The 15,024-nt window shown below is 42.8% G+C and carries 9 protein-coding genes; 1 reads left to right on the top strand and 8 read right to left on the bottom strand.

Going from position 1 to position 15,024, the window contains the following annotated elements; translation table 11 throughout:
- Positions 1–51: 51 nt before the first annotated feature.
- Both OV592_RS09755 and OV592_RS09750 read right to left on the bottom strand, forming a co-directional pair.
- Positions 52–2,550, bottom strand: a complete 2,499-nt coding sequence (locus OV592_RS09755; RefSeq protein WP_406611243.1) for an ABC transporter permease — start codon at positions 2,548–2,550, stop codon at positions 52–54.
- A gap of 10 nt (positions 2,551–2,560) precedes the next feature.
- Entirely contained in the window at positions 2,561–3,259 is a 699-nt protein-coding gene (locus tag OV592_RS09750) for an ABC transporter ATP-binding protein (RefSeq protein WP_220721233.1), read from the bottom strand.
- A gap of 17 nt (positions 3,260–3,276) precedes the next feature.
- On the opposite strand from OV592_RS09750, the gene OV592_RS09745 reads away from it, so the two are divergent.
- On the top strand, positions 3,277–3,921 hold the full coding sequence (locus OV592_RS09745) for an arylesterase (RefSeq protein WP_227981203.1): 645 nt from the start codon (positions 3,277–3,279) through the stop codon (positions 3,919–3,921).
- Here OV592_RS09745 and OV592_RS09740 read toward each other — a convergent pair.
- From OV592_RS09740 to OV592_RS09715, 6 genes are all read right to left on the bottom strand, one after another.
- Positions 3,918–4,469, bottom strand: coding sequence for a cell division protein ZapC domain-containing protein (locus OV592_RS09740; RefSeq protein WP_406611242.1), 552 nt, complete (start codon positions 4,467–4,469; stop codon positions 3,918–3,920). The two genes, OV592_RS09745 and OV592_RS09740, sit on opposite strands and share 4 nt — an antisense overlap.
- 90 nt (positions 4,470–4,559) lie before the next feature.
- Positions 4,560–5,570: a quinone-dependent dihydroorotate dehydrogenase gene (gene pyrD, locus OV592_RS09735; RefSeq protein WP_406611241.1), complete on the bottom strand. Its 1,011-nt coding sequence runs from the start codon at positions 5,568–5,570 to the stop codon at positions 4,560–4,562.
- 57 nt (positions 5,571–5,627) lie between these two features.
- The gene (locus OV592_RS09730) at positions 5,628–10,460 is read right to left on the bottom strand and encodes an NAD-glutamate dehydrogenase (protein ID WP_406611240.1); all 4,833 of its coding nucleotides are present in this window, start codon (positions 10,458–10,460) and stop codon (positions 5,628–5,630) included.
- A gap of 159 nt (positions 10,461–10,619) precedes the next feature.
- On the bottom strand, positions 10,620–10,838 hold the full coding sequence (locus OV592_RS09725) for a DUF2835 domain-containing protein (RefSeq protein WP_016401874.1): 219 nt from the start codon (positions 10,836–10,838) through the stop codon (positions 10,620–10,622).
- A 13-nt stretch (positions 10,839–10,851) separates the two neighbouring features.
- Positions 10,852–13,476 (bottom strand): aminopeptidase N, encoded by a 2,625-nt coding sequence (gene pepN / locus OV592_RS09720; RefSeq protein ID WP_406611239.1) that lies wholly within the window; start codon positions 13,474–13,476, stop codon positions 10,852–10,854.
- Positions 13,477–13,615: 139 nt separating this feature from the next.
- Complete coding sequence (locus OV592_RS09715; protein WP_152780864.1) at positions 13,616–14,995, bottom strand: sodium-dependent transporter; 1,380 nt, start codon at positions 14,993–14,995, stop codon at positions 13,616–13,618.
- Between the last annotated feature and the right edge of the window lie 29 nt (positions 14,996–15,024).

Genomic DNA, 15,024 nt, shown 5'->3' with positions numbered 1-15,024 from the left:
AATTACAGAGATATTGAAACGTCTTTATAACAGATATTTACTAAGCGCTAATCAGTTCAAATTTCTCACCAATTGTGCAGAGTTTTGTTTCAACAAACGTAAGGTTGCTCCAGCGCCCATTAAGGCGACTAAAAAGGTGCCTAACAACGGCCCAAGTACCCACAACCCTAGGTTAATGGAAGCGCCGATATCAAACACAAACACTTGCAGTAGCACCAAAATAGTTTGGGCGGCACTGGCTGCAATAAATCCGGCTAAGAAGCCGAGTATTACGAACTCATAAATTACCGCATTACGCAGTAGCTTTGCACTGGCGCCTAAAGTTCTCAATATCACCGTTTGCCGTCTACGTTCTTCCAAAGAGCTTTGTACTTGCGCATACAACACTAAGCTGCTGGCAAGTAGCACTACCACTAACACTAATCTTAGCGCTAACGCGACCTGATCAACCACCTGAGACAGTTGTTCAATCAAGGCTTTAACATTAATCAATACTAAGGTAGGAAAACGCGCCATGGTTTGCGCCATCCAAGCCGCTTTATCTTCGGGTAAATTAAACGACGTTAAATAGCCAGTCGGAAAGTCTTGCAGAATATCGGGACTCAGCAATACGTAAAAATTAGGCTGCATGGTATTCCAATCGATACTGCGCAAACTTGTTACGGTAACCGTAAAACGACTGGCACCAATCATAAATTCAAGAGTGTCGTTAAGCTTAATATCTAAGCGTTCGGCAAACTCTTCATCTACCGAAGCCTCACCAGTACTACCAGCTGTAAGCCATTCACCTGCTACCAGCTCATTACGATAAGGCAGCTCCAATACACTGCTTAAATTAAGTTCGCGACCAGCTCCTCGGCGTCGTGAAGAAGTCTTCTCTGAGTACTCCCCCTCTCGTTCTTGACTAACTGCTTCTTCGTTGATGGCAACCAGCCGACCTCGTAACATTGGGAACATGGTGGTGAGTTCAACGCTTTCATCGGCAAAACGAGAGGCTAGCTCAGGCTTCTGCTGCTCGGAAATATTGTACATGAAGTGATTAGGCGCGCCTTCTGGAAGCTGTTGCTGCCACTCACTAATCAAATCTTGTTGGATAACCCAAACTACCAGAGCTAACTTGATGGCCACAGTAAAGCCAATAAGCTGAACCCTATTTTGCTTAGCTCTTTTATAAAGAGACGAAATCGCAATCTTCAAACTAAGGCTTTTCAGTTTCTCTGCCTGCTTCTTACTGCCCCAGAGCAGTAATTGGCTTACAACCAGTAACAGCGCTACTGCAATCAAGCCTACTCCGAGCAAAATAGCACTCAAGGTAAATGAACCGCTATAAAGTAACAGTAGCGCAAATACACTCACTAGCATCCACAAGGCAATCCATATTGGATTCACCACTGCATCATCACTATTGCGGCGAATTACTCGCATAGGTGCAATGTTAAATAGCTGAGACAGTGTTGGCAGCGTAAACGCAACCCCACAAATCAAACCACTACCTGCAGCCATTAAGTAGGGCGCAGCACCAGCACTCGGTAGATCAATATTGAGTAACTTTTCAACATAATGGGTCACCGGCCATTGCACCAACGTGGCCAAAGCAATGCCCAGTACAATAGACACCAATACCACGGTAAACAGGTGTCCTAAATAAATGGTTCTGATCTGTGGCTTATTGGCACCAAGCACTTTAAACATTGCAACAGTGTCGTAGTGACGCTGGCAATATAAGCGACTAGCTACCGCAATGGCTGCACTGGCAAGTAAAATTCCGATAAGACCAGCTAATAGCAAAAATTGCTGGGCCCTTTGCAAGGCTCCCGCTAAAGGAGAGTTGCCACTACGTACCGTTACCATGCGTTGATTATCGGCAAGCTGCGGTGTTACCCAATTTTCGAATGCATCTAGCTGGCTTTTATCTCCAGCAAACATATAGCGATAACCTAAATGACTGCCAGGCTGTACAACTTCTGTTTGTGCAACATCGTTAATATTAATGATCACTCGAGGTGCGGTCATAAATACACTGAAGGGGGCATCAGGTTCGGTAACGATACGGCCAGTCACTCGAAATTCTGCTTCGCCAATTTCGATTAAGTCGCCGATGTCTATATCAAGTTGATAAAACAAACGTTCTGCAATCCAAGCCTCACCTTGAGGAATGCCTTTGGCGGACTCATTTGTTAAGCCATTTTTATCTCGGCTTATTCTTAAACGCCCTTTAAGGGGATAGTCTTGAGATACAGATTTAACACTGGCGAGTACTAAGTTTTCGTTGCCATAAACCATGGAGGGAAATAACAACTGTTCAGCATAATCAAGCTGTAAAGACTCTGCTTGAACAGCCAAAGGTAAGTCAACGGGATGAGCACTGCGAACCACACGGTCAGCCGCAATAAAGTCACCACTTTTGTTAAAGATGGCCTGCTCCATTCGGTCTGTTATGCTGGTAAACAACCACACTGAACTCACCGCCAGCACAATGGCGGCAGAAATAATGGTTAACTCACCGCGCTTTAGCTCAGCCTTAAATAAACGCCAAATTAAACTCTTCATCCTTGGCTCCTTAAGACTGAATAATACGACCAGCTTGTAATGTGATTTGTCTTAAGCAACGTGCCGCCAGTTTTTGCTCGTGAGTTACCAGTACCAAAGTGGTGCCTGCCTGTTGGTTTAGCTCAAACAGCAGATCTTCAATGATTTGGCCGTTGTTATTGTCTAAGTTTGCGGAAGGCTCATCGGCAAACAACACTTTAGGCTGACAAATAAACGCCCTTGCAATAGCTACTCTTTGCTGTTCGCCACCGGATAGCTGATTTGGATAATGATCGTGACGTTCAGCTAAACCCACTTTAGCCAGCCACTGCTCGGCGAGTTCTTTAGCATTGGGTAAACCCTTAAGCTCCGCTGGTAACATCACATTTTCTAGCGCAGTTAGTGCCGGCACCAACAAAAATTGCTGAAAAATAAAGCCTACATTGTCACGACGTAAGCTAGCGCGTTGTTCTTCATCAAGCGCAGCTAGGTTCTTTGAACAAAGCTCCACACTACCCTCACTGGCACTGTCTAAGCCAGCCAAAATACTCAACAAAGTGGTTTTACCTGAGCCAGAGGCTCCAACAATCGCTAGAGATTCGCCCTGTTGCACAGTTAACTCAATATCATTCAGCAGATTTAAATTTCCACCCGGAGTTGCAACATGATGATTGAGTCCGCTGGCGTTTATGATTATGTTAGACGCTGAATCTGAATTAGCTGTAGGCATATAGTAGGTGCTCAAAAATGATGGTTAGACACAAAAATAAAGTTTTAACGCTAGTTACACTATCTGTTTTACTCTTTTTTACATTGAGTTCAAAGGCTTTTGCCAATACCAAGTCGATTCTTATTCTAGGTGACAGTTTAAGTGCTGGATATGGCATGCCAATAGAACAGGCTTGGGTTTCATTAACCCAGCAATACTACAACGAAACAGACCAAGCTATCGATCTCATCAATGCCAGTATAAGTGGCGAAACTACAGCAGGTGGTTTAAGACGATTACCTTCGTTGATTCAACAGCATAAGATCGACTGGTTATTGATTGAACTAGGCGGTAACGATGGTTTACAAGGCCACCCTACTTCCAACATTGAAAACAATCTAAACGCAATTATTGCCTTGGCTAAACAAAACGACATCAAGATTGCGTTGATGCAAATTCGCATCCCGCCTAATTACGGCAAACGCTATCGCCAAGCTTTTGAGGGTTTGTACCCCAAAATTGCAGAGCAACAACAGATTAACTATCTACCGTTTTTTATTGAAGAAATAGCCACAAACTCGTCACTGATGCAAAACGATGGAATACATCCAAACCAACAAGCTCAACCGCTTATCAGTCAGAAAATGAGGGAACAACTAAAGGAGTTAGTTAACGCCGGTTAGCCGGTTTGGGCAAAGCCGTTAGCGTTTTGCAATAGCTGAGAAAGCGGAACAACCCGATCTTGCATAACTTTTATGGCTTCGAATTGGCTTAGCGATTTTCGCTCATCCAGAACTAAACCACCTTCAATCGTCATCAAGGTGTAAGTTTGCTCACTCACCTCTACCACCACGCAACGCGCTTGAGCGTTTTCGGTTTGTAATACCGCTAGCTCGCCGACTTGTAAGAGGTTTTGATGAGTGCTTGCAGTACTAGTAAAAAACCAGCTTTGCGGCATTAACGGTTTTAAGAACTGAGCTGAAGCAACAGCATTTAGACAAATCTGCACTTTAATGGGATCAGACCAATTAAAGGGTTCTAACTGCTCGAGAAATTGATAATAGAGCTGAGTATGCTCGGTAGTAAACGGACCATCTTCTTGAGCATGTTGAACACAACGCTTTTTACACAACTTAGACACAAACAGCATATTTTCACCTAACTCAAGAGTCATTACTCCCTTGTTAGTATCAAATACCCAGTGCCATTGTTTATTAGGTTGAATTAACATTGCTAAAAAGAAAAACTGTCCATGTTGAGTTCACTTAATAAACAAATGTACTACGAGAACTCAACAAAGACAAATTAAATTAATTAAAATTTATACAGCCTTGGCTATCTGTTTAATTAATTCTGGGCCTTTATAAATGAAGCCACTATATATTTGAACTAATTTTGCGCCGGCATCCATTTTTTCTTTAGCGGCCATCGCTGAATCAATTCCGCCAACCCCAATAATTGGGATCTCAGATTTTAAGTAATGATCTAATTTTCTAATAACTTCAGTGGACTTTAGTTGCAACGGACGTCCACTTAAACCACCAGCTTCACTAGCGTGGTTCATCCCTTCTACCATTGAACGCTCTAGCGTTGTATTAGTAGCAATTACACCATCGAGCTTATATTTTAATAAAGAGTCACTAATTTGTTCTATTTCAGCTTCTGATAAATCTGGCGCTATTTTGATCAATAAAGGAACATGTTTATTATATTGCTGAGAAAGTTGATCTTTACGTTCAGTTAGATCCTTCAATAGATCTTCTAAAGCTTCACCATATTGAAGTGTACGTAAACCAGGAGTATTTGGGCTAGAAATATTAACAGCAATATAAGAAGCATGCGGGAACGCTTTATTCATGCCTATTAAATAATCATCTTTACCCCTCTCTACCGGAGTATCAAAGTTTTTACCAATGTTGATCCCAAGGATCCCTTTATATTGGCTTTGCTCAACATTATTAATTAAATTGTCGATCCCTAAGTTATTAAAACCCATTCGGTTAATAATACCTTCGGCATCTAATACTCGGAAAATTCTTGGTTTATCGTTACCAGATTGCGGACGCGGTGTAACAGTACCTACTTCTACAAAACCAAAACCCATAGCATCAAAGGCTTGAATACACTCACCATTTTTATCCAACCCTGCCGCTAAACCAACTGGATTAGGGAAAGTTAAGCCCATCAACTCTACCGGATTAGGCGCGATATTCTGACGGTAAACACGATCTAATAAAGTTCCACCAGTGCGTTTGAACATCTCAATAGTAAGATCGTGTGCGCGTTCTGGATCAAGTTGAAAGATAAGTTTTCGAGCAAGTGGGTAATACATTTGAACTCCTAGTATAAGACCCCCGAAGATGCAGGGCTTCGGGGGCAGTATTTTATACTAATTTACGGAGCAGTTTAAATTTAATAGGTTCAATTCCCTCAATAAAACCGAAAATTTTGCAAACTCGTGGGTATTTCCGGTCTTAAAGTCAGCTAACATGTGATTCCAGCGGTCTAACAAAGGCTCGTGGGCTGCTAACCAATCATCTAAGGGATCATTGCTTTCCATTTTACTGGCCCATTTCAAGGCACTTACCGTTAACTGACGCTGTTGCCAATCAAGATCCTCTCTAAAAGAAGATCGAGCTAGTGCCTGCCAATGATTATCAACACTTTGTAGGTTGATTTGATCCAAGAACCAATGCAAACCAATGTTAGTCCCTAAGTTAAAGTACAACTTAGCTACCGCTACAATGTCTTGTTCAGCTTGCTCTGCTACTTCAGTTAAGTCTAACACTGAGTAAAGCGAGTTCATTTTAGCCATTGCACAAGCAATTTCTGCAGGTACTTGCTGGTCTTGCAGCTGTTTAGACTCATCGTTAACCAGCTTAACTTCTTCAGCGGCTAATACATCCATAAGGTTCTTTTGCAGCTGTAAATAGCTAGGCTGATAGCGTTCTATTTGTTGAGCAATGCCCAGCGAGCGGTCACGCAAGGTTAAGAAACGACGAGTTGCACGGCGAATAATGCGGCGCAAGTTATCCATCATTTTCAACTGTAGCTGAGCACTTATTTTGTTATCTAAGCCTTCAATTTTTTCGTACAGTTCCCACACACCAAACACTTCGCAGGCAGTGACATAGCAGTTACAAATCTCAGCTGGAGTCGCTCCTGTTTCTTCAACTAAACGGGTAACAAAGTTAAAACCTACATCGTCAACCACTTTGTTCGCTAAACGAGTTGCCACAATTTCTTGTTTTAGAGGGTGTTGATGCATCTCGGCTACGTAACGTTGCTGTAACAGCAAAGGGAAAGACGTGATGAGTGTTTGACTCAAATAGGGATCTTCAGTCACCTCTTCAACGTTAAACCACTCTTTAAGTACCATCTTACCGTAGGCCACTAATACCGCTAACTCGGGACGCGTTAAGCCTTGGCCATTAGATTGGCGCTCTATTAGCTCTTCGTCGCTAGGCAAAAACTCTAGGTTTCTATCAAGCAGAGTGTCGCGCTCTAGAGCATGCATAAAGCGGATAACTTCTTTAACGGTAGCGGCGCCTAATTGCTCTGAAATACTAATAGACTGGCCCTGACGATAAGCGTTATCTAATACAATCTCGCTGACGTTCTCGGTCATATCCACCAGTAGTTTGTTACGTTGCTTCTCGGTTAAGTCACCATTGCTGACTAAGCCATTTAGTAATATTTTGATGTTAACTTCGTTATCTGAACAATCTACGCCACCCACATTGTCAGTAAAGTCAGTATTTATTCGACCACCGTTAGATGCGATTTCAATTCGCCCTAATTGGGTGATACCCAAGTTACCTCCTTCACCAACAATCTTGGCTCCAAGCTGCTTACCGTTAACTCGCACCGCGTCGTTAGCTCTATCACCAACCTCTGAGTCAGACTCCGAGCTTGCTTTAACATATGTGCCAATCCCGCCGTTCCAGAATAAATCTACAGACGAGCACAAGATGAGTTTGATAAGCGCGTTAGGTGTAACACTCTTCTCTTTTGTATTTAACAATTTTTGGATTTGAGGTGTAAGCGAAATTGACTTAGCACTACGAAGGAAAATACCACCACCTTCACTAATTAAGCTCTTATCGTAATCTGCCCACGAAGAGCGCGGTAACTCAAACAAACGCTTACGTTCTTTGTAAGAGGAGGCTGAATCGGGAGTTGGGTCAATAATAATGTGCATGTGGTTAAATGCTGCCACTAGGCAGGTATGTTCGGATAACAACATACCATTACCAAATACATCGCCAGCCATGTCGCCCACAGCCATACAGGTAAAGTCTGTGGTTTGGCAATCGATACCAATTTCACGGAAATGACGCTTAACCGACTCCCAGGCACCACGTGCGGTAATGCCCATGCCTTTATGGTCGTATCCATTGCTGCCGCCTGAAGCAAAAGCATCCCCCATCCAAAATTGGTATTCTTCACTCAACTTATTGGCAATATCTGAGAATGTAGCAGTACCCTTATCTGCCGCTACAACCAAATAAGGGTCATCTTCATCACGACGAACCACTTGCTTAGGCGGAACAATCTCACCTTTTACGTTGTTGTCGGTAATATCGAGTAAACCGCGAATAAAGGTGCGGTAACACTCTTTACCCTCTTCCAACCACGCATCTCGATCACTTGGGCTTGGCAGTCGTTTACATACAAACCCACCTTTTGCTCCAACTGGCACGATTACCGTATTTTTAACTTGCTGAGCTTTTACTAAACCTAGTACCTCGGTTCTAAAATCTTCTCGTCGATCTGACCAACGCAAACCTCCGCGTGCCACTTTGCCGCCTCTTAAATGCACCCCTTCTACCCGTGGAGAGTAAACAAAAATTTCAAACATTGGCACCGGTTGTGGCATGTCTGATATTGCACTCGGATTCATTTTGAAAGAGATATAATCTTTTACCTGCTTATCTTGATTTAGCTGGTAGAAGTTAGTTCTTAAGGTGGCCTTAATCATCTCTAAATAGCGACGAATGATTCGGTCGTCATCGAGGTTTTCTACTGCGTCTAACAGCGAAATTAACTTAGCTTCAATCTTCTCTTCAGTTTTATCTGAACGTTTGAGGCTGGGATTAAAACGACGGCGGAATAGTTCTAGCAGCAGAACCGATATATCTGGGTAGCTAGCAAAAGTTTCTTCAATGTAACTTTGGCTAAAGTTGCTACCAATTTGCCGCATGTATTTTGCGTAAGCACGCAACAACGCCACATCTCTACCAGACGCCTGAGCAGCCAAGACTAAACGGTTAAAGCCATCATCCTCCAAACTACCAGACCAAATTTGTGCTAAAGCTTGCTGGAAGTTATCGCGATTTTTTTCAATATCCAGCTCTTTAGAGGCGACAAAGGTCATGGCAAAATCGAGCAGCCAATATACTTTTCCGTCGCTAGTGGTAAGTCGATAAGGCGTTTCACCTATTACTCGCAACCCCATGTTCTCTAACATGGGTAAAATATCAGACAGGTGCAAAGGCTCATTTAGGTGAAACAGCTTTAAGCGAACATGGTTGCTATCGATGTTTTCTTCCTGAGGTCGATAGAACAGCATGCCTAACTGATTTTCATCATCAAGATCTTCAAACTGAATAATATCGGCTACCGCAGAGCCCGGTAATACATTCTCTTTATAAGAACGAGGAAAAGCAGTTTGATATTTATTACTAAGCTGAATGGCTCGCTCTTCGCCAAAATTAGAAATAAGTGAATCTACTAAGCGATCTTCCCAGGTTCTTGCGGCTTCAATAAGATTGGTTTGTAGGTCGCTCAAGTCAAACTCCTGATCGTTATTTTCTACACGCACTAAGTAATGGGTTCGCGCCATTGAACCTTCGGTGAAGTAAGTTGAGAACTCCACTTCTTCCTTAGACTTAAAATGCTCCTTAAGAATTTGCTGGCTATGAATCCGCAAAGCGGTGTTGTAGCGCTCTTTTGTGGTATACACCAAGCAAGAATAAAAGCGTCCGTATATATCCTTACGTACAAACAACTTCACCAAATCACGTTCTTGGATTTGCTCTACGCCTAAACCAATGTTGAGTAACTCTTCTTCGGTGGCTTGAATAAGTTCATCACGGGGATAAGTTTCCATGATGTTTAGTAAAGATTTATAAGCATGAGAGCCGGCAGGAAGATCTGAATTAACCATTATCTTCGCTAGCTTTTGGTTAATCAGTGGAATTTCTAGAGCACTACGGTTGTAGATAGAAGAGGCATACAAACCAATGAAACGGTGCTCGCCAACCACTTTGCCATTTTTATCAAAAACTTTAACCCCAACATGGTCAATATAAGCTGGTCTATGTACCCGTGACTTGTGGTTGCTCTTATTTAACACCAAGGGGACTTGGTTGGTGGCTAAATCTCGCCCTGCGGTGGTGTAAGAAGACAATGAGACAACTTGGCTAGTTACGTATTCTCGATACAAACCTAAACTGCCAGTTTCATCAGGTATTAGCTGCAAATCGCCTTTTACTTGCTTAAGTGAATAGTGTCGATAGCCCATTAAGGTAAAGTTGTTATCCGACATCCAAGATAAAAAAGCGGTGCTTTGGGCCAAAGATTGATCATCTTTGGCGCCACTGCTATTAGCTAATTCATCCGCCACCGACTTTAACTTGTTGAGCATCGGTTGCCAGTCATTCACCACTACATTAACTTCATCCAATACCGTGTTAAGTTCTTTATTTAGGCGTCGTAAGGCTTTTTCATCGCTCTGGCGGTCAATCTCAATCATGAATACTGTTTGATTGCCAAGCTGGGCATGCTCTACATCATGAACGGCCGTCACTTTGTTATTATCATCTCGATCTAAGCGCATCGGTTGATGCATTAACAAGTGAGTATTAATGCCACTACGTCCTAAAGCCATGCGGATGGAGTCAACCAGAAACGGTGAATCTGGCACCACTATCTCGATAATAGTATGGCTAGATTGCCAACCATGGCGGCTCAGTTCGGGGTTATACACCTTTATGTGGCGTTCGCAGGTTGAAGTATGATTAAGGGCATTCCAAAGCCCTACTCCTACCCCATATAAATCACTGTCGCTGCGATTGGCTAAATCGTCACTGCCCATGCCTGAAAACAGTCGCGAGAGAAATTCTTCGGCCAAGGGAGCAGCCGTTTTATCCAGTTTTTGATTGACGATTTGATAGACTTTTTTAAGCAGTACGGAGGCATGTTGCTGCGCTCTTGTCATAACGCATTCCTTATCCTAGTAGAGTAATATTATTATTGTGTAAAACAATGGCTTATTGTTTATTTCAGTGTAGTTGGCTTTAGAAAATAATCGACAAAACAACCACTTTCACCTTACAAACAATTAAACCACGTTTTTACATATTTACAACATAGATGACTAGACTTTTTGAAGTGACAGAAATTTATTGTTGCTGTCAGTAGACAGGACAAAACGACCATTTATTCCGCTTCGGTCTAAAAAAGGCAAAAAGCGCAAAGCAGGGATCTGAATGCGCATGCCATTGCTGTCGGTAGCAATAATAGAGCGGGCTGTTCCTCGGTATACCCGCTCAAACTCCTGATAAGAAATGTGAATATTAAAAAAGTACTGCTTCATTGCTCGATTGCACTTAGGCCTTAAGTTGTTGCAAGCCGTTTGTTACCTTTTCAAATAGATCTTTACTAAGGTCTTCCAGCTCAGCTAAGCGCTGCAACTGCTCAATAATGAGCGCTTTACGCTCATCATCCAGTTTAACTGTTTGGATCAGCGGGGTAATCAAACGCGATGCAACTTGCGGGTTTTGAGTATTTAGTACACACAAGATATCGGTTAAGTAGCGATAACCAGAACCATCTTTTGCGTGAAAGTGACGCGCATTGTTGTTAGCGAAGCTACCAATTAAAGAGCGTACTCGGTTAGGGTTTTCCATACTAAAACTTGGGTGTTCCGCCAAAGCTTTAACCCTGGCTAAACTGCCCTCTTTGGCATAACTGGCTTCTAAAGCAAACCACTTATCCATCACTAAGCCATCATGTTGCCAGTTTTGCTCGTAGTCTTTAAACATTGCATCACGCTTCTGAATACCGGCATTGTTAGCAGCCGACATAGCAGCCAATTTATTAGTCATAGTTGGGCTATCGAAATAGGCCGCTGAAACTAACTCTGGCTGAGTATGCGCCACATACTGTAAACATGCGGCACGTAGCGAGCGCAAATTAATATCATCATGGGCCAAGCTCTGTTTATCGGCTTTTGCACAAGCTTGCTCTAAGGCTGCAAATTGCTCAGGCAATGCGACAGCTAAACTATAAATGAAAAAGTCTCGAGCTTGAGCAATTGCATCAATATCTACTTGGGCAAAACCATCAGCAATTTCATTCTCACCACTAATGGTAAGCAGCTCTGCCAATAAACCTTTATCCATTGAGGTATCTTCTAATAGCAGCTTAAAGGTATTTACAATCGCCTCTTCTAGCTGCAGATTGTTACCTGCTTGAACTTGCGCTACGGCTTGTTTCATCCAAGCGCTAACTAGCTTTTGCATACCGTCCCAGCGCGCAAAAGTATTGCTGGCATGGTTGATAATTAACAACAGTTGGTCAGTGCTGTATTCCATATCTAGTTTTACTGGGGCTGAGAACTCTTGCAGCATTACCAATGTAGGTTGCTCACTAATGCCTTCAAAGTGCCAGGTTTGTTGCTGCTGAGTAAGCTCTAATACTGGAGAAACAGCTTGCCCATTCGAGTTAAGCGCTAAAGCTTCGCCATTGCTGCTTAACAACTCTACAGACACTGGAATATGCAATGCTTGTTTCTCGCGTTGTTCAGCGGTGGCTGGTGTATGCTGGTGAATGGTTAAGCTGTACTGTTGTTTAGCTTCATTGTATTCACTTTGAACTTTAAGCACTGGTGTGCCTGACTGACTGTACCAGCGCTTGAACAGGCTTAAATCTTTGCCGCTAGCATCTTGCATCGCATTCACAAAATCATCGCAAGTTACCGCTTGGCCGTCGTGGCGCTCAACGTAGGTTTTCATTCCCGCTTGAAAACCCTCTTCGCCTAGCAAGGTATGCAGCATACGAATAACTTCCGAGCCTTTTTCATACACTGTTAAGGTGTAAAAGTTATTCATCTCAATCACCTTATCCGGGCGAATGGGATGCGCCATAGGCCCAGCATCTTCAGCAAATTGATGACTGCGTAATATCCGAACATTCTTAATTCGATTTACTGCTCGCGAGCCTAAATCAGAACTAAACTCTTGATCGCGAAAAACCGTTAAACCTTCTTTTAGCGATAACTGAAACCAATCTCGACAAGTAATACGGTTGCCGGTCCAGTTATGGAAGTATTCATGACCAATTACCGCTTCAATACCTAAAAAGTCGTTGTCTGTGGCACTCAGTTTATTAGCCAGAACATATTTAGAGTTAAATACGTTTAGGCCTTTGTTTTCCATTGCGCCCATATTGAAGAAATCAACAGCGACTATCATATAGATATCAAGGTCGTACTCTAAGCCAAAGCGCTCTTCATCCCAACGCATTGCCGCTTTTAGGGATGCCATAGCGTGTTCGGTACGGTCTAAATTGCCTTTATCAACAAATAACTCTAACGCAATAGTTCTGCCCGATTGGGTAACAAAACTATCTGCTAACAAGTCAAAATCACCAGCAACCAAAGCAAATAAATAGCTTGGTTTAGGGAATGGGTCTTGCCAGCTAACCCAGTGTTTGCCACCGGCTAACTCGCCTTGATCAACCTTGTTACCATTCGATAGCAAAAACGGATATTGGGCTTTATCGGCAATAATTTTAGTGCAGTAAGTGGCCAACACGTCCGGTCGGTCTAAAAAGTAAGTGATTCGGCGAAAGCCCTCAGCTTCACACTGAGTACAAAAAGCATCACCCGATTGATACAAACCTTCAAAGGCTTTATTTTCTTTAGGGTTAACTTGAGTCACTACCTCTAACTCAAAACGCGCTGGCAATTCACTAATAACTAGCTGCCCTTCACTCACTTGATAAGCATCATGAGTTTGCTGATTAACTTTAATACTCAGCAGCTCTAGTTTTTCACCATCAAGCACTAGGTTGGTAATGTCATTTGTCTGCCTAACCACCGTTGATACAGCGATAACTTTGGTAGCATTAGGATCTAAATCGAACTCTAAGGCAACATTTTCGATAGTGTAATCAGGCGCTTGATAATCTGAACGGTACTTGGCTGTAGGTTGAGCTGATGAGTCGGCCATGACACTTCCTTATTTGAGAAAAGAGAAATTCTTGTAAGCAGATTTTATTGTAAAAGATAATAGTATGCGCAGCTAACGCTTTGTTGCTGCATTAAAAACAAAAAAGCCGGCCTAAGCCGGCTTTTTAGATACGTTCAGCTTAAAAAGACAATAAGCCAATCGCATTTAAGAAAACTACCGCAATGGCAATTGGTGAGATAAAGCGAACGCTCTTCGAGAACATTTGGAAGGCTTGGCTCTCTAAGCCCATGCCTTGCTTCACTTTGTCAGCTTGAACAATCCAGCCAACAAATACAGCAATAAACAAGCCGCCTAAAGGCAGTAGAATATTAGCAGTAATGTAATCTAAAACTTCGAAGAAGTTTTTACCCATTGGGCTTTCTTCAAACTGGAAGATTTCCCAGCCAGCAAATGAGCCAATAGTACCTAAGCTTAATAACCAAACCGCACTACCAGAAACAACTGCAGCAACGTTACGGCGGAAACCTTTACGCTCTACTAAGTAAGCAGAAGTTGATTCAAGCAACGCCAAGGCTGAAGTAAAGGCAGCAACGGTTACCATTACGAAGAATACCGTAGAAATTACGCCACCTAGCGGCATGGTACCAAAAGCAATTGGCAATGACACAAACAGTAAACCTGGGCCTGCGCTTGGCTCAATACCGTTGGCAAATACAATTGGGTAAATAGCTAAACCAGCCATTAGCGCCACAACGGTATCGGCAATTGCGATGTAAATAGAGGTTTTAGCAATTGAAGCACCTTCCGGAAGGTAAGCGCCGTAAACCATCATAATGCCCGATGACAAACTCAAGGTGAAGAATGCATGACCCAGTGCCATAAGCACACCATTAATCGTCAACTTCGAGAAGTCAGGGCTGAACATAAAGCTAACTGCAGCGCCAAAATCACCGGTTACTGCTGCATAAATCATAATGATGGTTAGCAATACAAACAGTGCAGGCATTAGTAAAGTAACAATGCGCTCTAAACCTTTGGTTACGCCTTTAGCTAAAACAACTACAGTGCCCACAATTACCAAAGTAGCCCATAAAACAAGCTGCTTAGGATCAGAGGTTAATGCGTCGAATAAAGCGCCAATTTGTTTTGCGTCACCCGCTGCAGCGCTAATATCGCCACCCGCAGATTTGAATACATACGCAACTGCCCAACCAGCAATAACGATGTAAAAGCTTAATACCAAAAAGCCAGCTAATACGCCCATGCCACCAATAAATGCCCAGTTCTTAGAACGACCATTTTCTATAGCAACTTTAGCGACCGCGTTGGCAGGAGTAGAACGACCTTGTTTACCTAAGTAAACCTCGGCCATCATCACTGGGATACCAATGAATAAAATACAAAGAAGATAGACAAGAACAAAGGCACCACCGCCGTTCTCACCCATAATATAAGGGAATTTCCAAATGTTACCGAGGCCTACAGCTGCGCCGGTGGCAGCCAAAATGTAAGCAAAGTTACTTGACCAGCGATTACTCACCGAAGTGTTATTACTCATGATTTTCTCTTTTATATTGTGTTTGCTAA

Source organism: Agarivorans sp. JK6 (assembly GCF_045277145.1).
In the GTDB taxonomy this organism is placed as follows: Bacteria; Pseudomonadota; Gammaproteobacteria; order Enterobacterales; family Celerinatantimonadaceae; genus Agarivorans; species Agarivorans albus.
Note: the sequence above shows the minus strand (reverse complement) of the source record. Positions and strands in the feature narration are given on the sequence as shown.

What these genes read in the sequence shown, in the direction of transcription:
- OV592_RS09730 (WP_406611240.1), bottom strand. Translation starts at nt 10,460, where the DNA reads ATGACAAGAGCGCAGCAACATGCCTCCGTACTGCTTAAAAAAGTCTAT.
- OV592_RS09750 (WP_220721233.1), bottom strand. Translation starts at nt 3,259, where the DNA reads ATGCCTACAGCTAATTCAGATTCAGCGTCTAACATAATCATAAACGCC.
- pepN (WP_406611239.1), bottom strand. Translation starts at nt 13,476, where the DNA reads ATGGCCGACTCATCAGCTCAACCTACAGCCAAGTACCGTTCAGATTAT.
- pyrD (WP_406611241.1), bottom strand. Translation starts at nt 5,570, where the DNA reads ATGTATTACCCACTTGCTCGAAAACTTATCTTTCAACTTGATCCAGAA.
- OV592_RS09745 (WP_227981203.1), top strand. Translation starts at nt 3,277, where the DNA reads ATGATGGTTAGACACAAAAATAAAGTTTTAACGCTAGTTACACTATCT.
- OV592_RS09740 (WP_406611242.1), bottom strand. Translation starts at nt 4,469, where the DNA reads ATGTTAATTCAACCTAATAAACAATGGCACTGGGTATTTGATACTAAC.
- OV592_RS09715 (WP_152780864.1), bottom strand. Translation starts at nt 14,995, where the DNA reads ATGAGTAATAACACTTCGGTGAGTAATCGCTGGTCAAGTAACTTTGCT.
- OV592_RS09755 (WP_406611243.1), bottom strand. Translation starts at nt 2,550, where the DNA reads ATGAAGAGTTTAATTTGGCGTTTATTTAAGGCTGAGCTAAAGCGCGGT.
- OV592_RS09725 (WP_016401874.1), bottom strand. Translation starts at nt 10,838, where the DNA reads ATGAAGCAGTACTTTTTTAATATTCACATTTCTTATCAGGAGTTTGAG.